22 protein-coding genes are annotated in these 20,643 nt (G+C 25.7%); 1 reads left to right on the top strand and 21 read right to left on the bottom strand.

The window, feature by feature from the left end; genetic code table 11:
- The first annotated feature begins 138 nt into the window (after nt 1–138).
- Nucleotides 139–1,911: an Rqc2 family fibronectin-binding protein gene (locus D3Z33_RS08670; RefSeq protein ID WP_160197372.1), complete on the top strand. Its 1,773-nt coding sequence runs from the start codon at nt 139–141 to the stop codon at nt 1,909–1,911.
- 27 nt (nt 1,912–1,938) lie between these two features.
- Here D3Z33_RS08670 and D3Z33_RS08675 read toward each other — a convergent pair whose 3' ends face one another.
- The 21 genes from D3Z33_RS08675 to der all read right to left on the bottom strand — a co-directional run bounded on the left by D3Z33_RS08675 (nt 1,939) and on the right by der (nt 20,633).
- A complete protein-coding gene (locus D3Z33_RS08675) occupies nt 1,939–3,240 on the bottom strand; it encodes a uracil-xanthine permease family protein (RefSeq protein ID WP_160197373.1) in 1,302 nt (433 codons plus the stop codon).
- 77 nt (nt 3,241–3,317) lie between these two features.
- On the bottom strand, nt 3,318–3,851 hold the full coding sequence (pyrR, locus tag D3Z33_RS08680) for a bifunctional pyr operon transcriptional regulator/uracil phosphoribosyltransferase PyrR (RefSeq protein WP_160197495.1): 534 nt from the start codon (nt 3,849–3,851) through the stop codon (nt 3,318–3,320).
- A gap of 149 nt (nt 3,852–4,000) precedes the next feature.
- Nucleotides 4,001–4,909 (bottom strand): RluA family pseudouridine synthase, encoded by a 909-nt coding sequence (locus D3Z33_RS08685; protein ID WP_160197374.1) that lies wholly within the window; start codon nt 4,907–4,909, stop codon nt 4,001–4,003.
- Between the two features lie 4 nt (nt 4,910–4,913).
- A complete protein-coding gene (gene lspA / locus D3Z33_RS08690) occupies nt 4,914–5,372 on the bottom strand; it encodes a signal peptidase II (protein ID WP_160197375.1) in 459 nt (152 codons plus the stop codon).
- Nucleotides 5,373–5,463: 91 nt separating this feature from the next.
- Nucleotides 5,464–6,120 (bottom strand): TraR/DksA C4-type zinc finger protein, encoded by a 657-nt coding sequence (locus D3Z33_RS08695; RefSeq protein ID WP_160197376.1) that lies wholly within the window; start codon nt 6,118–6,120, stop codon nt 5,464–5,466.
- 307 nt (nt 6,121–6,427) lie between these two features.
- The gene (locus D3Z33_RS08700) at nt 6,428–7,240 is read right to left on the bottom strand and encodes a bifunctional 3-deoxy-7-phosphoheptulonate synthase/chorismate mutase (RefSeq protein ID WP_160197377.1); all 813 of its coding nucleotides are present in this window, start codon (nt 7,238–7,240) and stop codon (nt 6,428–6,430) included.
- Nucleotides 7,241–7,256: 16 nt separating this feature from the next.
- A complete protein-coding gene (locus D3Z33_RS08705; protein WP_160197378.1) occupies nt 7,257–7,958 on the bottom strand; it encodes a 5'-methylthioadenosine/adenosylhomocysteine nucleosidase in 702 nt (233 codons plus the stop codon).
- A 51-nt stretch (nt 7,959–8,009) separates the two neighbouring features.
- Nucleotides 8,010–8,477, bottom strand: a complete 468-nt coding sequence (locus D3Z33_RS08710; protein ID WP_160197379.1) for a DivIVA domain-containing protein — start codon at nt 8,475–8,477, stop codon at nt 8,010–8,012.
- 15 nt (nt 8,478–8,492) lie between these two features.
- Entirely contained in the window at nt 8,493–9,284 is a 792-nt protein-coding gene (locus D3Z33_RS08715; protein ID WP_160197380.1) for an RNA-binding protein, read from the bottom strand.
- An 8-nt stretch (nt 9,285–9,292) separates the two neighbouring features.
- On the bottom strand, nt 9,293–9,568 hold the full coding sequence (locus D3Z33_RS08720) for a YggT family protein (RefSeq protein WP_160197381.1): 276 nt from the start codon (nt 9,566–9,568) through the stop codon (nt 9,293–9,295).
- 16 nt (nt 9,569–9,584) lie between these two features.
- Entirely contained in the window at nt 9,585–10,034 is a 450-nt protein-coding gene (locus tag D3Z33_RS08725) for a cell division protein SepF (RefSeq protein ID WP_160197382.1), read from the bottom strand.
- A 12-nt stretch (nt 10,035–10,046) separates the two neighbouring features.
- Nucleotides 10,047–10,742 (bottom strand): YggS family pyridoxal phosphate-dependent enzyme, encoded by a 696-nt coding sequence (locus D3Z33_RS08730; RefSeq protein WP_347561245.1) that lies wholly within the window; start codon nt 10,740–10,742, stop codon nt 10,047–10,049.
- 6 nt (nt 10,743–10,748) lie between these two features.
- Nucleotides 10,749–12,002 carry an HlyD family efflux transporter periplasmic adaptor subunit gene (locus tag D3Z33_RS08735; protein ID WP_160197383.1) on the bottom strand — a complete coding sequence of 418 codons (1,254 nt, stop codon included), beginning with the start codon at nt 12,000–12,002 and terminating at the stop codon, nt 10,749–10,751.
- A gap of 79 nt (nt 12,003–12,081) precedes the next feature.
- Entirely contained in the window at nt 12,082–12,441 is a 360-nt protein-coding gene (locus D3Z33_RS08740) for a hypothetical protein (protein WP_201750472.1), read from the bottom strand.
- A 145-nt stretch (nt 12,442–12,586) separates the two neighbouring features.
- Nucleotides 12,587–13,195, bottom strand: coding sequence for an ATP-binding cassette domain-containing protein (locus tag D3Z33_RS08745; protein WP_160197385.1), 609 nt, complete (start codon nt 13,193–13,195; stop codon nt 12,587–12,589).
- A 1,287-nt stretch (nt 13,196–14,482) separates the two neighbouring features.
- Nucleotides 14,483–15,352, bottom strand: coding sequence for a hypothetical protein (locus D3Z33_RS08750; RefSeq protein WP_160197386.1), 870 nt, complete (start codon nt 15,350–15,352; stop codon nt 14,483–14,485).
- A gap of 118 nt (nt 15,353–15,470) precedes the next feature.
- A complete protein-coding gene (locus D3Z33_RS08755; RefSeq protein ID WP_160197387.1) occupies nt 15,471–15,872 on the bottom strand; it encodes a hypothetical protein in 402 nt (133 codons plus the stop codon).
- A 196-nt stretch (nt 15,873–16,068) separates the two neighbouring features.
- Nucleotides 16,069–17,547 (bottom strand): stage IV sporulation protein A, encoded by a 1,479-nt coding sequence (spoIVA, locus tag D3Z33_RS08760; RefSeq protein ID WP_160197388.1) that lies wholly within the window; start codon nt 17,545–17,547, stop codon nt 16,069–16,071.
- Between the two features lie 156 nt (nt 17,548–17,703).
- Entirely contained in the window at nt 17,704–18,705 is a 1,002-nt protein-coding gene (locus D3Z33_RS08765; RefSeq protein WP_160197389.1) for an NAD(P)H-dependent glycerol-3-phosphate dehydrogenase, read from the bottom strand.
- Nucleotides 18,706–18,715: 10 nt separating this feature from the next.
- Entirely contained in the window at nt 18,716–19,315 is a 600-nt protein-coding gene (gene plsY / locus D3Z33_RS08770) for a glycerol-3-phosphate 1-O-acyltransferase PlsY (RefSeq protein ID WP_160197390.1), read from the bottom strand.
- Nucleotide 19,316: 1 nt separating this feature from the next.
- Nucleotides 19,317–20,633, bottom strand: a complete 1,317-nt coding sequence (gene der, locus D3Z33_RS08775; RefSeq protein ID WP_160197391.1) for a ribosome biogenesis GTPase Der — start codon at nt 20,631–20,633, stop codon at nt 19,317–19,319.
- Nucleotides 20,634–20,643: the final 10 nt, after the last annotated feature.

Below are 20,643 nucleotides of genomic sequence, written 5' to 3' on the forward strand. Positions count from 1 at the left end.
TTAAAAATTATATAAAAGTTTTAAAATACCTTTTAATTGTTACGAAATGTTAATTTTTATTTATTGTTTATCTGTTTTTTTGTATGTTTAAATTTTATGATATAATGAAAATTAAATTAGATTTATGGAGGAGTAAATATGTCATTAGATGGAATTACACTAAGAAGTTTAGTTTCTGAGCTTCAATCTACACTTATTAATGGAAAAATAAATAAAGTTTATCAGCCTGAAACTGATGAATTATTAATGGATATAAGAAATAATGGAATAACAAAAAAATTAATCGTTTCTGCAAGTAGTAATAATCCTCGGATTCATTTTACTGACGATACTAAAAAAAATCCACAATCCCCACCTATGTTTTGCATGCTTTTAAGAAAACATATTCAAGGAGGAAGAATTTTATCCATAGAACAATATGGTTTTGAACGTGTTATAAAAATCTTAATATCATCATATGATGAACTAGGTGATTTAACAGAGAAAGAACTTATAGTTGAAATTATGGGGAGACATAGCAATATAATATTATTAGATAAAAACAATAATAAGATAATTGATTCAATAAAAAGAGTTACACCTGATATAAGTAGTGTTAGACAAGTTCTACCAGGATTAAAATATATTTCTGTTCCTTCTCAAAATAAAATAAGCCCATTTGATTTAGAAAAAAATAATTTCTTATTGTTAATAAAAGATATTAATAGCTCAAAAGTCTTATATAAATCCCTTTATGAAAATTTTATAGGTATAAGTCCACTTATTGCTAAAGAAATTTGTAAAAGAGCTGGAATTTATGAAAATTTAAATCTAAAAGAGTTGAAAGAAAATGATATAGAAAAGATATATTCATCATTTAAAAGTATTATTGATTATATCCTTGATGGAAAATCATGCCCTACAATAGTATATAATGAATTCAAAACTAAAATACTAGGATTTTCTAGTTGGGATTTAATTCAGTTTGATAATTCTATAAAACAACACTTCAATACAGTCAATGAAATGTTAGATCAATTATATAAAACAAAAGATAAATTAGATAGAATCAAACAAAAATCTTTATCATTAAAAAAACGTATAAAAACTAGATTAGATAGGGATAAAAATAAATTATCAAAACAAAAAGATGAATTATTAAATGCTAAAAATAGAGAAAAATATAAAATAGCTGGTGAACTAATTACTGCTAATATATATAGAATAGAAAAAGGTATGGATAAAATAGAAGTTTTAGATTATTACAATGACAATCAAAAAATAACCATAAAATTAAATCCAAATCTAACCCCTTCTGAGAATGCGCAAAAAAAGTTTAAAAGATATAATAAATTGAAAAATGCTTTCATTGAAGTATCCAATCAAATAAAACAAACAGAATCTGAAATTAACTATTTAGAGAATATTCTATTAAGCATTGAAAATGCATCTGATTTAGATGACTTAGAAGAAATCAGAGAAGAATTGATTGAAGAAAATTATATCAAAAACAGAAAAAAATATAAAAATAAAAAGAAAAGTAAATTTAAAAGTAAACCTATGCACTTTTTATCAAGTGATGGCTATGATATTTATGTAGGTAAAAACAATAAACAAAACGATTACCTAACATTAAAATTTTCTGATAAAAATGATTTCTGGCTTCATACAAAAGATATACCTGGATCACATGTCATAGTAAGAAAAAAGGGCAAAGAAATTCCTGAAAATACTATTTATGAAGCTTCATTACTTGCTGCTTATAACAGTAAAGCCAAAATGTCTAGTAATGTTCCTGTGGACTATACAGAAAGAAAAAATGTTAAAAAACCAAATGGAGCAAAGCCTGGCATGGTTATATATGAAAATAACAATACTATTTATGTAACTCCAACAGAAAAAGAAATAAGTAAAATAAATAAGATAAATTAAAGGCATATCATATGATATGCCTTTAATTTAATTTGTTTCCTGTGGTAATACTTTATTAATTACTATACCAACTATTGCCGCAAGACTCAATCCTACTATTTGAATACTATTAGTAATTGGTATGCCAATTATACCAGTAAATGCCTTTGTGCCATCTGCAAGAAATAATCCTTGTTTTACTTTTAATATTTCTGTTCCTATTCCAATTACAAGAATTAGTGATGCTATTATCAAATTTCTGTTACTAGAAAAATCTACTTCTGCTGTTGTTAATGTTCTTATGCCTACACTAGCAATCATTCCAAATAGAATAAGACTAACTCCGCCCATGACTGGAACTGGAATAGTTTGAAGTAATGCTCCTACTTTTCCAATAAAACTTATTGATATTGCTATAATTGCTGATATTCTTAAAATAGAAGGATCATAGTTTTTTGTTACTGCAAGTACTGAAGTATTTTCACCATAAGTAGTATTTGCAGGTCCACCTATAAGTCCAGAAAATAATGTAGCAAGTCCATCACCTATTAAAGTTCTATGAAGACCAGGATCATTAAAAAAATCTTTACCTACTACTGCACCATTTGTAGTAATATCTCCTATATGTTCCATAAAAACAGCTAAAACTATTGGAGCAATGATAGCTATAGCTTCAATGCTAAACTTAGGTAATGTAAACTCTGGAACACTTATTAAAGCTGCCTCAGTAACGGGTGTAAAATCAACTATATTTAACATAACTGATAAAATATAACCTACTATAACTCCACAAAGTATAGGTACTACTTTAAACATACCTTTACCAAATACTGATACTATGATTACAGTAGAAACTACAACTAAAGATACTAACCAATTATTTGAAGCCATTTCTATAGCTGTAGGACTCATTATAAGACCAATTACTATAACCATGGGACCAGTAACTATTGGCGGGAAAAAAGTCTTTATCTTTTCCACTCCAAATAACTTTATAAGACCTGCAAAAATAATATATAAAAACCCAGCAACCATTATACCACCTTGAGCATATCTTAAATCACCAAACCTCGTTGCTACTACACCTATAACAGGTATAAATGCAAAACTAGAACCTAAAAACACAGGAACTTTACCCTTTGTAACTAAATGAAATATTAATGTACCCATACCTGCACAAAATAAAGCTACTCCTGGATTAAGTCCTGTAATCATAGGCACTAAAACCGTAGCACCAAACATCGCTATTACGTGCTGTATGCTTAATATTCCTTTTTTAAATACCTTATCCATTTTAAGTTTTTGTTCTTTACTCACGTTAACATTTTTTACCATTGTTTCTTCAGACATAAAATTACCTCCTTTATTTTAGGAGGGAGAAAATTCTCCCTTTCTAGTATCACAGTACTAGATTAAAAGTTATACAATTATTCTTTGATTGTAACTTCATCACTACCATCTGTCTCTTTAAAATTAACATCTATTATTTCATTCTTTGATGTAGGAACATTTTTACCTACAAAATCAGGTCTTATTGGTAATTCTCTATGACCCCTATCTATTAATACGGCTAACTGTATTTTTTCAGGCCTACCATTATCTACAATAGCATCAAGTGCAGCTCTTACAGTTCTTCCTGTATATAATACATCATCTATTAAAACAATAATTTTATTAGATATATCAGTTGAAATTTGAGAACTTTTAATTAATGGCTTATCTGCTACTTCTGACAAATCATCTCTATATAAAGATATATCCAACTCTTCAACTTTTACTGTTTTACCTTCTATGGTTTTAATTTTTTCTGCTATTCTTTTAGCAAAAGGAACTCCTCTTGTTTTTATTCCTAATAATACTACATTTTCTATCCCTTTATTTTTTTCAATTATTTCATGTGATATTCTAGTAGTGGCTCTATTTATAGCTTTTTCATCTAAAATTACAGCTTTTGTTTTAATATAATCACCTCCATATAATAAAAACTCCTCATCACTGATAAGGAGTTTTTAAAATTCTAAAATTTTCGTCCCTTACCAGCATCTCGTGCAGATTTAAAGGTCTTTATTCACATTTTTTCAATTATAACATATTTAATATAGATTGTCTACTACTTATTTCTTATGATTCTAAGTAAATTAGAAAAATCTTTAGGTAATTCAGATTTAAATTCTAAATATTCCCCACTTCTAGGATGTATAAAACCAATTGTTTTAGCATGTAATAATTGTCCTTCCAAATTAAATTTTTGCTTTTTTATCCCATAAACTTTATCTCCTACAACAGGATGTTTTATATATTTCATATGAACTCTTATTTGATGAGTTCTGCCAGTCTCTAGTTTAGCTTCAATTAAAGTATAGCCTTTGAATCTCTCAATAACTTTAAAATGAGTAACAGCATGCTTGCTATTTTCTTCAGTCACACACATCTTTTTTCTATCTTTTGGATTTCTTCCAATAGGTGCATTTATTATTCCTTTGTCTTCTTTTATATTTCCTTCTACTAAAGCAATATATCGTCTATTGATAGTATGTTTCTTTAATTGTTCTGCTAAACTTAAATGAGCTAAATTAGTTTTAGCTATCATCAATAGGCCTGTAGTATCTTTATCAATCCTATGCACTATACCTGGTCTTATATTTCCATTTATATTTGATAGTGTATCTAAATGATATAATAATGCATTGACTAATGTAGAATTATAATTACCAGGGGCAGGATGTACTACCATATCTCTAGGCTTATAAACTATTGCAACATCATCATCTTCATATATAATATTTATATTTATATTTTCTGGTATTAATTCAAGTTTCTTTTCTTCAGGTAATTCAATATATATTTTATCTCCTTCACTTATTATATACTTTGATTTTATTAGTTCATTATTTACTTTTATTTTATTTTTTTTAATAAGTTTCTGAATATATGATCTTGAAAAATTATCTAATTCATCAGCTAAGTATACATCTATTCTCTCATTAACATCATCTTCAACATTAATTTCAATATCCATTAAATCACTCTTTTCCCTTATCTTCATAATTATCTGTCATTACTAATATAACTAATAGTATAGTTCCTATAACTATAAAGCTATCTGCTATGTTAAACACTGGAAAATCATAAACCTCTCCAAAATTAACATCTATAAAATCAATAACATAGCCAACTCTAAGTCTATCAATAAAATTTCCAATAGCTCCACCAATAATCATAACTAAACTATAGTTCATTATTTTAGTATTATTATATTTATTTATATAGAATATAATACCAAACACAATAATTATGGTAATTATTAAAAAGAATGTTCTTTGAGAATTCATTATTCCAAAAGCAGCACCATAATTTCTTACATAGTTTAATTGTAAAAAATTTTCAATTAATACAATTGGAGCTTCTCCTTCTAAATTAACTACAGAAAAATACTTTGTTAATTGGTCTAATATAATAATTAAAATAGGTATTATGTACATTTACTTCCTCCTCAAATAGTCTATAATTATAATTCTAATAGATATTAATAATAATTACAATAAAAACAATAAAATAAGAGCAACTAAGCTCTTATTCTTTTTGATCATCTGGTATATCTTTCCTATGTTCTCCTGGCATTTGTCCTTCATAAAATTCTTCTGAAATACTTTCTATATCTTCAACAGATCCTTTATCATTATCATCAAATACACCATTATAATCACCAGTAGAATTTGATGGATCTTTCTCTATTCTATTGAATTGTTCTACTTTTTGTATTATATCTTCACCATCAATACCTACATATTCTTTATCACCTTTGTTCATTCTTCGTAAAACATTACTAAGGTATTCTTGTTCTTTAGTATCAGTCATACCTATAACTTCATCAATCTTTTCTCTATGATTTTTACAAGTTACTGTATAAGGTATTATATCTAACCTTTCTTCTTCTATTTCTTTTCCACAAACTAAACAATTACCAAAATTTCCTTCATTAATATTTTTTAAAGCAATATCAATTTTAGTCATAATATTTTTTTGGTTATCAGATAAATTAATATTATGTTCTTGCATAAATAATTCTGTTCCAATATCAGCAGGATGATTATCATAAGCAGATATTTCACCACTAGAATTTGTAATAGAACCATCAAAATTTTCTTTTATATCTTTTATTGTTTGTTTTATATCCTCTCTTTCCTTTAATAGCATACTTTTGTATTTATCAACTTTGTTTTTATCCATAAATATCCTCCTTATTTATTTTATCTATATTATTATCATACCCATAAAAAAATCCTCACTATCTATATAATGAGGATTTTTAAAATTATTTATTCTTTTATGTGAAGTAAGTTAAGTATAAATAAAAAAATAAAAGATTATTTTTCTCATATTTTGCATTATAAAAATGAGAAAGTAACAAGAAAAAAAATAATAAATAGTCGGTATTTTTAATTTCCATATGACACCTCTCAATAATTCATACTATTTTATACTATTATCATATGAATTATATTAAATTTAGTTATTATTATTTAAAAATACCTGTTTATATATTATTAATACAGCTATAAACTTTTTTTGTAGTATCAATAAGTTTCTCAAACTCTCTAAAGTCAATAGATTGTTTCCCATCTGATAGAGCTTCATCAGGATTAAAGTGAACCTCTACCATTATTCCATCTGCTTTTACAGAAGCAGCCGCTTGTGACATAGGTCTAACTAATTCTCTAACTCCTGTTCCATGACTTGGATCTACTATTATAGGTAACTTTGTAAGAGACTTAATAATTGGTACAGCAGTTATATCTAATGTATTCCTTGTAAAGTTATCAAATGTTCTTATTCCTCTCTCACAAAGAATAATATTATCATTGCCTTCTAAAGCTATATATTCTGCAGCCATTAACCATTCTTCTATAGTTGCATTCATACCTCTTTTTAACATTACAGGCTTCGATACTTTTCCCACTTCTTTCAATAATGAATAGTTTTGCATATTTCTAGATCCAATTTGTATTATATCAATAAATTCCAAAGACTTTTCTACATCCCTAGGATCTAATATTTCTGAAACAACCTTTAAATTGTATTTTTCTCCACATTCTTTTAAATATTCTAATCCTTCAAAACCTAAACCTTGAAAAGAATATGGTGATGTTCTAGGTTTAAATGCACCGCCTCTAAGGATTTTAATTCCTTTTTTTGATAAAAATAAAGATACTTTTTCAATTTGTTCTCTACTTTCTATTGAACAAGGCCCAGCTATAATATTAAATTCTCCATCTCCTATTTTAATTCCATTACCTAAATCTATTATTTTATCTTTGCTACCTTTTCTACCTATATATCTTAATTTCATTCTAATTCCTCCATACTTACTGCTTATAACTCTTTAAAATCCTCTTTAATATTCCAACTGATCTCTCACTAGCTAAATCAACAAACTCATTGAAATTATCATTTGCTGAACCATCAGCCTTATCAGAGATTGATCTTATAATTAAAAAAGGTTTATTATTTATATAAGCAGTATGTCCAATTGCAGCTCCTTCCATTTCTACACAATATGCATTAAAATTATCACATAGCTTTTTTTTCATTTCTTGTGATGATACAAAAATATCTCCTGATACTATTCTTCCTTTATATACACTTCCATATTCTAATTCTTTTTCAGAAGAATTTATAGCCAAATCTATTAAATATTTATCAGCATTAAATCCTAATACTTCTAATCTAGGAATTTGTCCTAAAGGATATCCAAAGCTTGTTGCATCAAAATCATGCTCTAAGACATCTGTTGATACAACTATATCGCCTATTTCTATTTCTTCTTTTACTCCGCCAGCAACTCCTGTATTTATTATAATATCAACTTCATATTCACTAATTAATAGCTGAGTTATAATTGCTGCATTTACTTTTCCTATACCACACCTTACTAATACTATCTTTTTACCCTCAAATACCCCTTTATAAAAAATAGTTTTAGCTTTAACAAACTTTTTTTCTATTTCCATTTCATTTTTTATTTTTTCAATTTCTTCATCCATAGCACCTATAATTCCAAATATCATTTTAACAGCTCCTTAAAATTTATTTTTAACAATAAAAAAGGGGTTCCCCCCTTATTCTTCACTCATTATATTTTCTTCTACAAAAAGTTCTTCTGACATTTCTAATTGTGATTTAAGTAATGTTTTAAATTTCATTTTAAAAAGAAGCATTTCTTTTTTTACATCTTCATATTCTTGCTTTATATCCATAACTTCTTTATTTGCATTATCTATTATTTCTCGTGATTTTCTTTCAGCTTCTTCTATTATATTATCACTTTTTTCTTTAGCAGTATAATTAACTTCTTCAGCAGTTTTTTGAGCAACTACTAATGTCTTTTGTAATGTATCTTCCATACTATTATAGTATTTTACTTTATCATTTAAAGTAGCCATCTTATCTTTTAATTCTATATTCTCTTTATGTAATCTTTCGTAATCAGAAATTATTTCATCTAAAAAAGTTTCAACTTCTTTTATATTATATCCTCTAACGCCTTTGTTAAATTCCTTATTTTGAATGTCAAGTGGTGTTAACATTTTTATGCCTCCTTATTATATGTATTTATATATTAGTAATCTTAATTTTCCTTTTTTACTTTCACCTAATATATCTTCAAACTTAGCTCTACCTTTTTTTCTAACAGATATTAACTCCCCACCATTTAGATTATAAGATATATTATCTATCGGTTTAAAATCAACTTTAACTTTACCAGCTTTAATCATGTTTGAGCTATCTTTTCTTGACAAATTAAAAATTGAACTAACTATTACATCCAAACGAAGCGAAGAAACTGTTGTATATATTTTTTTATGTTTTTTTTCATATTCTATAATATCTTGCTTGCATATTTCTTTGATTGTAACAGACTGGGTTCCAATTTTTTCTAAATTTAAAATTATGTAATCTTTTAATTCAGGAGATATTATTATTTGTGCATATTCATCTGAAATAATAATATCTCCAATTTTTTCTCTTTTAATTCCAAGTGACATAAAAGAACCTAATATATTTTTATGACTTATTTTAGAAAAGTCATAATTACTAGTAATTTCTAAAACGGATATTATATCATTAAATTTAGTATATCTTAGATATTCCGGATATAAAATTATCATTTTTCTTTCTGCATTATCATATCCACCTTCTTCATGATAACTTATATCCATAAATCTATTTAATATAGAATAAGAAAGTTTTCTTTGGTATGGATTTAAAAAATCAGTTGATATAATATTTTTGTCTCGCATAACAATTTCTATGCTATCTAATAATTTCCTCAAATTAATAATTTCATCTTTATCATCTATATGTTCCAAGTATTTCTTTTTATCATTAATCATATTTACTCCTATATTAATAACCTAATGATAAATGTTCCAACTATATCCAAAGCTAAAAAAGCTAATAAAGGAGAAAAATCAAACATTCCAGTACTTACTCCTAATTTGTTTATAAGCATTCTAAAGGGATATAAAATTGGCTCTGTTATTCTATAAATTGAATTTAACAAAGGATTTCTTAAATCTCTTATTATTAAACTTAAAAATATTCTACTAATGATTAAGATTTTAAGTAAATCAATAAACATTCTTACTGCCCTAATTAACACATAATTATCTATCACTAAATCCACCTCTTAATTATTTCTGCCATGGAAAAATACCCTTATTTTTTAATTCCTCATGCATAATTCCATCTACTTCTACATTGCTTGGAGCTAAGATAAATATATCTATTGCAACCTTTTGAATATTGCCCTCTAATGTATATATTGCTCCACTTGTAAAATCAAATGCTTTTCTTTTCTCATCATCTTCCATTTGTTGCAAATTAAGTACTACAGGCTTTCTACTTTTCACATCATCTATAGCCTTAGCAATATCTTCATATATTTCAGGTTCATGAATTACAAGTTTCATATTGTTATTAGTATGAATATTAAATACTTTATTTTGTTTAGTTGATCTTCTAGAATTTTTTTCTTCTTCTACATACTCTTCTTCTTCATCAAAATCATCATATTCTTCATCTAAGTCTTCTAAACCTACAAAATATTTTACTTTATTAAAAATACTTCCCTTTTCTGCCATTTTTATTCCTCCTTATTTTCTTTTACCAAAAATACCTGTGCCAACTCTTACTAAATTTGCTCCTTCTTCAATTGCAATTTCAAAATCATTAGTCATCCCCATTGAAAGATATTTCATATCTATATAAGGAATTTCTTTTTTCTTTATATCTTCAAATAAAGATTTTGCTTCTTTAAATACATACCTTATGTTTTCAGGCTCCTCATCAAATGGAGCCATTACCATAAGACCTTTTACAGCTATAAAAGGATATTTTTTAAGAGATTCTATAAAGTTCCATATATCCTGTTTTTTCATCCCAAACTTACTTTCTTCTTCTGCAATATTTACTTGTATTAATACATCAACTACTCTATCACTTTTTCTAGCTCTTTTATTAAGTTCTTTAGCAAGAGATAATCTGTCAAGAGAATGAAATAAATTCATTTTATCTATTATGTATTTAACCTTATTAGATTGTAAATGACCTATCATATGCCAATTTAACTCTTCCCTATTTAAACTATCATATTTATCCATTATTTCTTGAACTTTATTCTCTCCTATATCGTATAATCCAGAATCAATTATTTCTTCTATAGATTCTATAGATTGAGTTTTTGTAACAGCAATTAATTTTACATCAGACCTATTTCTATTTGATCTATCACATGCATCTTGTATTTTTTGTTCTATAATTTTAATATTTTCTTTAATTGAAATTTTAATTACCTCCTATTCATCTATATAATTTTCAATTAGTTTTTTATCAATTATTACTTCATCATAAGATGATATTGAATTTTGATTTGTTTCATCAGGTAAAGCAATTACAAAATCATCTTCTGAATAAATTATTTTTATAGACTTAAATTTAATAATAGAATCTACATTTTTTGTATAAACTCCTTTAACATCATCTTTTTCAACAACAGCCTTTGATGGTATCTTTAATCCATTATACTCTTTTAAAATTATATCAATATCTAAAATTCTATCTTTATAATATTTATATAAATAAGAGTCCAATTCAATTAAAACTACTGCATTTTTTTTACTATTATTTACTTTTAAAATTCTACCATTTATCTTTCTACTATCTTTTTTTATTCTAATGTTTATATTTTGTTCTTCATTTAACTGTTTTGCATCTTCAACAGGAATATTTGTAGCTATAAACCACTTAAAATCTTTTATAACTTTCACAATAGGTTCCCCTACTGAAAAATCAGATATTTTTTTAATATTTTTAATCTGAGGCTTTTTTATATCTATATCAGTTGGATTTAAATTAGTCATATTATTAACAGTGTATTTAGTTTCATAACCATCAAATAAATAAGATACTAATCCTGACTCATCACTAATAATTGAATTATTATTTTTAGAAATTTTTTCTAATAATTCTTCTTTTTGATTTATTAATTGCCTAGTTGTATAACCCATAAATCCATTTTGTTGAGAAATAGTTTTTAATTTATCCTGTTTTTCTTTAAGTTGTTTTTCCAATTCTTCTATTTCTTTAGAGTTTTCTTTTTCATTAGCTTTTACAATATTTTTTTCAATTTTATTTATTTCTTTTTCTAATTTTGTAAAGTCCTTATTAAACAAAGTATTAGATTTATTCTCTTTATTAAGCTTGTCTATTTCTTTTTCTATATTATCTATTTGTTTTTCATAATCTTCAATATTAGATAAATTTGCTTGAGTAATTAACACTTGATTTTTAGAGATTTTTTCTCCTTCATCATGATAAAACTTTAAATCTCCTTTACTTTTTGCCTCATATATAATTTCATCTTTTATTGTTATTGCTTTACTCTCTATTTTTTTTTCAATTTCTTCATCTTTAACAAGAATAGTCTGAGCTTTAGAACTATATAAATTCGGTAAAAACATAAATAATATGTATAATGTAACTATAATTAAAAAGAAAAGTTTAACAGTTCTCTTTCTTTTTCTTTTAAGTTGTCTTTGTTGTTTACTCATTTCCACACCTCAAACTGTAATATCCTATTAAATATAATTCTATCTTTATTATAAATTTCCTTCTCATTTTAAAAAATTATTAAAAAAATCTTCCATACTTACTTATTAATTTTACTCTTTTAATTTTAGTTACACTTAGATCTAGAACCTTATCTTTATGTGTAACTAACAATACTGAATTTTCCTTTTCCTTAGCCCCTATTACTATACCACTAAACTTCTTATTAGATTTAAGTAAAATAGAAATTTCATCTCCAGTTCCTATTTTAAGATTACCCAGTAAAAATTCACTTATATCTGCATCATTTATATGTTCAGAAGTAACAGATTTATTATCTATTACAATAGTATTTTCCTTTAAATAGATTTTTTCTTTGATAACAACTAAAATATATCCTAAAACACTAACTATAAGTAAAATAAACACTATATTTTTCAAAAAATAAAATAACAAAACATCACTACTTTCTAAAATTGATATTTATATATTATTGTTTTCATTAAGTATACCATAATTTCACTAATTTATAAATATGATAAAAATAATAAAAGGCCAAAATATATAAATATTTTGACCTTTTAAACTAATTCCATTTTATATTTACAATTTGTCCATTTTGCATAGTAATTATTTCATCAAAAAGTGAGAGTTCTTGCAAATTAAAACCATGTGCAGCTATAATTATAATTCTGTCTTCTTTTATACTTTCTATATATTTTACTATCTCCATAAAATTCTTATCATCCAACGCATTAAATGGTTCATCCAGTAATAAAACATCTGGTTCCTCCATAATTGCTTGACAAATAGCAAGACGTTGTTTCATACCTAATGAATATTTTTTCACCTTGACATCTGCGTAATCAATTAAATTAACTTTAGATAAGTAATATTCGATTTGTTTCATATTTATTTTTTTCTTAATTGAAGCTAAAAATTTCAAGTTTGAACGCGCTGTTTCATTTTCTACAAAATTACTATTTTCTATAATAACGCCATAAGAGTATTTTGGTTTATCAATATTACCACTAGTTGGATGAATTAAATCACATAACAAACGTAATAACATTGTCTTTCCACTTCCATTAGGACCTTTTAATAAATATATTTTACCTTTTTTAAAATTATAATTTATATCGGATAAAATATTTTTTCCTTTTATATCTTTATAAATAGATTCTAATTTAATCATTTATTTAACCCCCATTATAATAAATCTATTTTTTTAAATCTAAATAATATAAAAATACATAATACTAATAATATACTTTTAACCAGAATTATATTTAAATACATAGTCCTCCAATTATATGAAGCTATCACTATATAAGATAAATAAAAATGTTTATAAGAAAGAAATTGAGCCAAGATAATAGTTGATATAAATATTAAAGATAAAATAAAATCTTTTATATTCATTAATTTAAAAATAATTAAAATCATTGAATAAGTTATTAATGTTATAAAACTAGAAATCATATCAAAATAATAAAATTCTAGATTTGATGACATAAAATACTCAAAAAAATAAATCACATGTTTAATCAAAATAATTATAATTACACTTTTTAAACTACTTTTACATAAATTTAATTTTAAAGCTTTATATCCACCTTTAGACACAATATAATATTTTAATTTATCTACAGATGATATAGAACTCTGTATAAATAATATAAACATAATAATTGAACTAATGTTTAAAATATAATTATATTTATGTATGCTTTTATCAAGATAATTATATCCTGTGCCTAATAACTCAGTGGAAGATATATTTAAAAAATTATTGTTATCAATACTAAAAAATAAAATAATTAAAACTATATTTAAAATTATAATCCTTTTCATAGTAAATAATCCTTAAATTTATTCTTATAATATACTAAAAGGATACATACCAGAGAAGTTATAGAAGAAAAAGTTATAAGTGAGTTCATCCATATTTCCTTTGGAAGATTTATATTCATACTAAATTTTAAAACATAATAAAATAATAATAATATTAAATTCACAGCAAAAGTTCCAATTATGCCCATCATCTGTTTTCCAGAAATTAGAGTTATCCATATATACAAAAAAAACATATAAAAAGTAAATACAAATAGTTTAATAAAACTCATTACTAAGGATAGTGTTATGATTATATTATTATTTGAAATAACTAATATAATTATAGGTACTAACACAATATATAAAACAAAGATCAAACTTATCTTTAATCCATATTCTAATAAATAACTAACATAATATTCTTTACAACGAACGATAAATATTTTTGTCGTTATAGGTAATTTGAGTATAAAAATATAAGCTACAAAAAAAATATTTATATTAAATAGAAATTTTTGAACTCTAAATAATGATTGATCCAAAAATAGATTCCCTTGATTATGATGTAAAGCATTAAATTCTTTAAATATAATATAAACAAATATAAAGTAGCTAATGCTTAGTACTATTAAAAATCTACTATTTCTCATATTAAATAATCACTTCCAAATTTCTTAATATTTGCTTGATATAAATAACTAATAATAATCATACAAGTTATTATAAAAACTAGTACATGACTAATGTTATTTAAATTAGGCTTTAAAATAAATATTTCCATTAAGTTAAATATTATATTATCAAACACAAAAAAAGAAGTTATGAAAGCTAATTTATTACTCATATTTCCAAATGTATAACCTATTATATAACCAAATACTAATATTATAAAGGGAATACTTTGAATGATATATTTATTCCTTAAAAATAACAAGCTTAAGCTTGATAAAAATATGATTACTGTATGTAAAATAGCAATATAAAATATAATAATGAAAATATTAATAAAATATTGAAATATATTTAAATTCAAGAAAATAGAACTGCTTAGCATATTACTTTCACCAAATAATATTAATGTAATAATTAAAGCTACTATAAAAAAAAACATTATAAAAGTTACTATGTAAATCAATTGTGAAATTAACACTTTTTTTAAATATTTTTTAAATAATGTTCTAGTAATTATTAAATTTCCATAATTAGATTCTATTGATTCAAAAATTTTTGAACTAAGTAACAAACCAAATCCAACAAGAAGAATAATATTAAATATAATAAAAAAATCAGAAGAAAGTATAAATTGTTCAAAATAATAAATTCCATTATAATCATTAATTATTTGTGACACTCTTTCTATATTAACATCAGAAGCTCCGGAATTTAATACATCTATCCATTCCTTTTTAGTTAAATATGTAGAATAATAACTTCCACTAATAATAAGAAATAAAATTAAAATTAGTAGAATTGTAATTTTGGATTTATAATATCTAAACACTTCTTGTAACACCATAAAATAATCCCCCTATAAATTTCAAATGATTTTAGTTAAATTAATGTATTATATTTTAATTAATTCAAAGAAAAATACAATATGCAATATATGCCATATTACAAATTAATTCTGTTTATTATTTAGCATCAAATTTTAATTTAATTGTATCTGTCCCTGCTTGATTCCATGCAGGTTTTACTTGAGCATAATAATAATGATTTGGCTCACCTGTATTATTATTGCCTGTATATGTCACTCCAGTATCTGGGATTGAACGATAGCTGCTTCTAACAGCTCCGTCTGAATTTACAAGTCTCAAACTAGGGCTTGACCACATTGTTTTTGCACTTGCATAAACTTTGAATTCATCACTAGTCGTCGTCTTTGTAGACCTTAATTTAGAGTTTGATGTTGTGTAAACGGTTGCATCATTTGTAAGTGAAAAAGTCCCATAGCTACTATAAGTTGCAAAAGCTACTTGTGATACTAATAATGTAATTACAAACAATATTGTTATAACCTTTCTCTTTTTTCCCAATATAATTCCTCCTAAAAAGTCAAATGTTTTTTATATGGAATATATTGCATATGTATAACTAAATTATACCATTACTTTGTTTATATGTAAATAACCAATTCCAAAAAAAGACAAAAATTTCTCTAAACTACCTTTAATAGAAAATAATAAAAGGCCAAAATATATAAATATTTTGACCTTTTAAACTAATTCCATTTTATATTATAATGCAAATTAACCCACCACTACCTTTATTAATTATTCTTTGTAGTGTTCTTTGTATTTTGCTTCTAGCATCAATTGGCATCATATTAATTTTAGTTTGCAATTGTTCATTTACTAAATCATGTAGAGATTTTCCAAACATATTTGTTTCCCAAATTTTTGCTGGATCACTCTCAAATTCTTCTAATAAATAATTTACTAATTCTTCACTTTGTTTTTCTGTTCCAATTATAGGCGATACCTCTGTAGCAATATCTGCTCTTATAAGGTGCAGTGAAGGTGCATTTGCTTTTAATTTAACACCAAACCTATGACCTTCTTTAAATGTTTCAGGTTCTAAAAGTTCTAATTCTTCTATACTAGGAGATACTAATCCATATCCACTTTGCTTTACATCTTCTAATGCCTGTGCTATTCTATCATGCTCTTTTTTGATTTGTGAAAGTTTTGTTATCAGATTTAGTATTTGATGTTCTCCTTTTATATCGTATCCTGTAGATTCACTTATTACATTATAGAATATACTATCATCTACAGCTAAATCTATATTTACTACTCCTTTTCCTAAGTTTATTTCATTAATATTTGTTTTTTCAACAACATCAGATTCAAATATATTTTCTACTGCTTTATTTATTTCACTTAATTTATGTATACCTGAAGTATTTTCTTTTACAGTATCAATAATTTGTTTCTTCAAAGAATGCTTAGTACTTAGTCCATCTACCCAACCAGGTAAATCAATATTTACTTCTTGTATAGGAAATTCTAACAATACTTTATTTAGAGTAGATGTTATATCTTCTATTTCTAAATTCATACAATCAACAGCGATAACAGGAACATTATATTTTTCTTCTAAATTTTCTTTAAGTGCCACTGTACTATCAAGTGTTGGGTGCTTAGAATTTAAAAGTATAACAAATGGTTTATCTAATTCTTGAAGTTCTTTAACTACTCTTTCCTCTGATGCAATATAACTTGACCTATCTATTTCTGTAAATGATCCATCTGTTGTAACAACTACCCCTATTGTAGAATGATCAGTTATTACCTTTCTTGTTCCTATCTCAGCAGCTTCTGCAAAAGGTATTTCTTTTTGATACCATGGTGTTGTAACCATTCTTGGCATATTATTCTCTTCATGACCTAATACACCATCTACCAAATAACCTACACAGTCAACCATTCTTACCTTAAATTTAATATTATCATCTAAAACTAAATTTACAGCTTCACTTGGCACAAATTTAGGTTCTGTAGTAGTTATAGTTTTTCCTGCACCAGATTGAGGAAGTTCATCTTTTGCCCTTTCTTTTCTATGTTGGCTTTCTATGTTTGGAATTACTAACTTATCCATGAATTTTTTGATGAATGTTGATTTGCCTGTTCTTACTGGTCCCACAACTCCAATATAAATATCTCCGTCTGTTCTTTCAGAGATTTCTTTATATATATTGAACTTATCCACTAACGTCGCCTCCTTTATAAATTAAACAAAATCATATATCTTCTTAAAGTATATATATTGAAGTTGTACCGATAATATTACAAGCTTTAAAAAAAATATAAAAAAATGTTTAAAGTATTAATATTAATACTTTAAACATTTTTAAAATCTGTTTATCTACATTTCTACTTCATGAGTTTTATCTCTAAGCATTAAATTTATTACAGAATTCTTTACATCTTTTCCTTTATATAAAACTCCATATATTGCATTTACTATAGGCATTTCAACATCTAATTTCTTTGCTAAATTATATGCTGATTTAGAAGTTTTAATACCTTCAACTACCATTCCAACTATACTACTTGCTTCTTCCATTGAATGTCCTTCTCCAATTTTTATACCAGCTCTTCTATTTCTACTATGCATACTTGTGCAAGTTACTATTAAGTCACCGATTCCAGAAAGTCCCGCAAAAGTCATAGAATTTGCTCCCATTTTTTCACCAAGTCTTGCTATTTCAATTATTCCTCTATTCATAAGAGCAGCTTTAGTATTATCTCCATATCCAAGTCCATCTGATATACCTGCTCCAAGTGCTATTACATTTTTAAGAGCTCCTCCAAGTTCTACACCTATAACATCTTCATTTGTATAAACTCTAAACTTAGGAGTCATAAAAAATTCTTGTACATATAAACCTACATCCTCATATTTAGAAGCTACTACTATAGCAGTAGGAATGTCTTTTGCAACTTCTTCTGCATGAGATGGCCCTGATAATACAGCATATTTAGAATTAGGTATTAATTCTTCAACAATTTCTGAAATTCTATAAAGTGTATCTACCTCTATACCTTTTGCTACATTAACTATTATTTGACCAGGCTTTATATCATCTTTTATTTTTTCAATAGTATTTCTAACTGCTTGAGTTGGTACTGCTAATAATAAAATATCTTTATTTTTTATTGTTTTATCAATACTAGAAGTTATATTTATATTATTTGGAAGAATTACTCCAGGTAAATACTGAATATTTTCTCTAGCCTCACTCATTTGTGAAGCTTTTTCTTCATTTCTAACCCATAAATCAACTTCTACGCCTTTTTTAGCTAACAATATACTAAGAGCAGTGCCCCAACTACCGCCTCCTAATACACCTATACTTTCACTCATATAAATCCTCCTATTTTGCTTTTTCTCCTATTTTGGATTCACATCCATCTAGTAATCTTTTTATATTAGATTTATGTCTAATTATCGCTAATAATGCTAATGCTGTCAAGAATAAAATATATTCTAAATTAAAAGGCCGTATTATAATTAATCCAATAAAAGGCACTAATGATATAGCAGAAACAGAACCAAGAGATACATATTTAGTTATTATTATTATTATTATTCCTATTATTATTGCAATTAGAGCAGGTATAGGATGAATAAAAGTTGCAGCACCAATTGTTGTTGCAATTCCTTTACCACCTTTAAATTTAAGTACAATAGGAAAATCATGTCCTATTACTGCAAATAACCCTGCTATAAGTCCTCCCATATCTCCAAGTAGCATTTCCCCTATTATAACTGCTATAACACCTTTTAAAGCATCAAAAATAAAAGTTACAATAGCAATTTTTTTCCCAAAAACTCTTAAAGCATTTGTAGCTCCAGCATTTCCACTACCTTTTGTTCTAATATCAATTCTTTTGATTAATTTTCCTAAGATATAAGATGTGGAAAAATTACCGATTGCATATGCTATTAGGGCTACTAAAAGGATATCTCTCAAATTATTTCCCCCTTTCTCTAAATTCAAATAGAATAGGTGTACCTTCTAGTCCAAAAGAAGCTCTTAATTGATTTTCTAGATATCTAGCATATGAAAAGTGCATTAATTCTTTATCATTTACAAAAATTATAAACTTAGGTGGCTTTGATGCAGCTTGTGTTGCATAAAATATCTTAAGTCTTCTACCTTTGTCAGAAGGTGGTTGATTCATAAGAATAGCCTCACCAACTATATCGTTTAATACTCCAGTTTTTATTCTCATAGAATGATTATTTGATACAACTTTAATCAAGTCAAGAATTCTATTTATTCTCTTTCCTGTTAAAGCAGATACAAGTAATATTGGTGCATAAGTCATAAATGGTAGTCCTTCTCTAACTTCCTTTTCAAACTTCAAATAGGTTTTGTCTTCTTTTTCTATTAAGTCCCATTTATTAACTAAAATTATAGCTGCTCTACCGTTATCATGTGCATAACCAGCTATTTTTTTATCCTGCTCTGTAACTCCTTCTTCAGCATCAATTACAATTAAACATACATCTGATCTTTCAATAGCTGTAAGAGCTCTTACAACACTATATCTTTCAATGTTCTCAGTTATCTTTTTTCTTTTTCTCATTCCAGCAGTATCAATGAAAACATATTTTTCATCTCCCACATTAAAAGGAGTATCAATAGCATCTCTTGTAGTGCCTGGAATATTACTTACAATTACTCTATCTTCTCCTAGAATTTTATTTATAAGAGAACTTTTCCCTGCATTTGGCTTTCCTATAACTGCAACTCTAGTTATATCTTCTTCATATCCAGTGTCTTTATCATCTGGAAAATTAGATATAACTTCATCAAGTAAATCTCCTATACCATATCCATGACTTGCAGATATCATTATTGGTTCTGATAACCCTAATTCATAAAATTCATATATAGTATTAGGAGGTGTATGAGAATCCACTTTATTAGCTACTAATATAACCTTTCTATTAGATTTTCTAAGCATATTTGCAACTTCTCTATCTGTAGAAGTTAAACCTTCTTTCCCATCTACCATAAAAAGTATTACATCTGCTGTTTCTATTGCAATTTCAGCTTGTGTACGCATTTGAGATAAAATAATATCTTCACTATTTGGTTCTATACCTCCAGTATCTATCATATTAAAATAATTGTTTAGCCATTCACCTTCAGCATATATTCTATCTCTTGTAACTCCTGGTTCATCTTCTACTATTGATATTCTTTTTCCTGCAATTCTGTTAAACAAAGTCGATTTACCTACATTTGGTCTTCCAACTATAGCAAGTATCGGTCTTCCCATATCATCACCT

The sequence above is a fragment of the Senegalia massiliensis genome (assembly GCF_009911265.1).
Classification (GTDB): domain Bacteria; phylum Bacillota; class Clostridia; order Tissierellales; family SIT17; genus Anaeromonas; species Anaeromonas massiliensis_A.

Excerpts from the sequence above, each read along its gene's own strand:
- D3Z33_RS08675 (WP_160197373.1), bottom strand. The coding sequence starts at position 3,240 with ATGTCTGAAGAAACAATGGTAAAAAATGTTAACGTGAGTAAAGAACAA.
- D3Z33_RS08725 (WP_160197382.1), bottom strand. The coding sequence starts at position 10,034 with ATGGCAGAAAAGGGAAGTATTTTTAATAAAGTAAAATATTTTGTAGGT.
- D3Z33_RS08710 (WP_160197379.1), bottom strand. The coding sequence starts at position 8,477 with ATGTTAACACCACTTGACATTCAAAATAAGGAATTTAACAAAGGCGTT.
- der (WP_160197391.1), bottom strand. The coding sequence starts at position 20,633 with ATGGGAAGACCGATACTTGCTATAGTTGGAAGACCAAATGTAGGTAAA.
- D3Z33_RS08750 (WP_160197386.1), bottom strand. The coding sequence starts at position 15,352 with ATGGTGTTACAAGAAGTGTTTAGATATTATAAATCCAAAATTACAATT.
- D3Z33_RS08745 (WP_160197385.1), bottom strand. The coding sequence starts at position 13,195 with ATGATTAAATTAGAATCTATTTATAAAGATATAAAAGGAAAAAATATT.
- D3Z33_RS08735 (WP_160197383.1), bottom strand. The coding sequence starts at position 12,002 with ATGAGTAAACAACAAAGACAACTTAAAAGAAAAAGAAAGAGAACTGTT.
- D3Z33_RS08685 (WP_160197374.1), bottom strand. The coding sequence starts at position 4,909 with ATGGATATTGAAATTAATGTTGAAGATGATGTTAATGAGAGAATAGAT.
- lspA (WP_160197375.1), bottom strand. The coding sequence starts at position 5,372 with ATGTACATAATACCTATTTTAATTATTATATTAGACCAATTAACAAAG.
- D3Z33_RS08670 (WP_160197372.1), top strand. The coding sequence starts at position 139 with ATGTCATTAGATGGAATTACACTAAGAAGTTTAGTTTCTGAGCTTCAA.
- D3Z33_RS08695 (WP_160197376.1), bottom strand. The coding sequence starts at position 6,120 with ATGGATAAAAACAAAGTTGATAAATACAAAAGTATGCTATTAAAGGAA.
- D3Z33_RS08705 (WP_160197378.1), bottom strand. The coding sequence starts at position 7,958 with ATGATATTTGGAATTATAGGTGCTATGGATGAAGAAATTGAAAAAATA.
- D3Z33_RS08765 (WP_160197389.1), bottom strand. The coding sequence starts at position 18,705 with ATGAGTGAAAGTATAGGTGTATTAGGAGGCGGTAGTTGGGGCACTGCT.
- D3Z33_RS08715 (WP_160197380.1), bottom strand. The coding sequence starts at position 9,284 with ATGATTAATGATAAAAAGAAATACTTGGAACATATAGATGATAAAGAT.
- D3Z33_RS08700 (WP_160197377.1), bottom strand. The coding sequence starts at position 7,240 with ATGAAATTAAGATATATAGGTAGAAAAGGTAGCAAAGATAAAATAATA.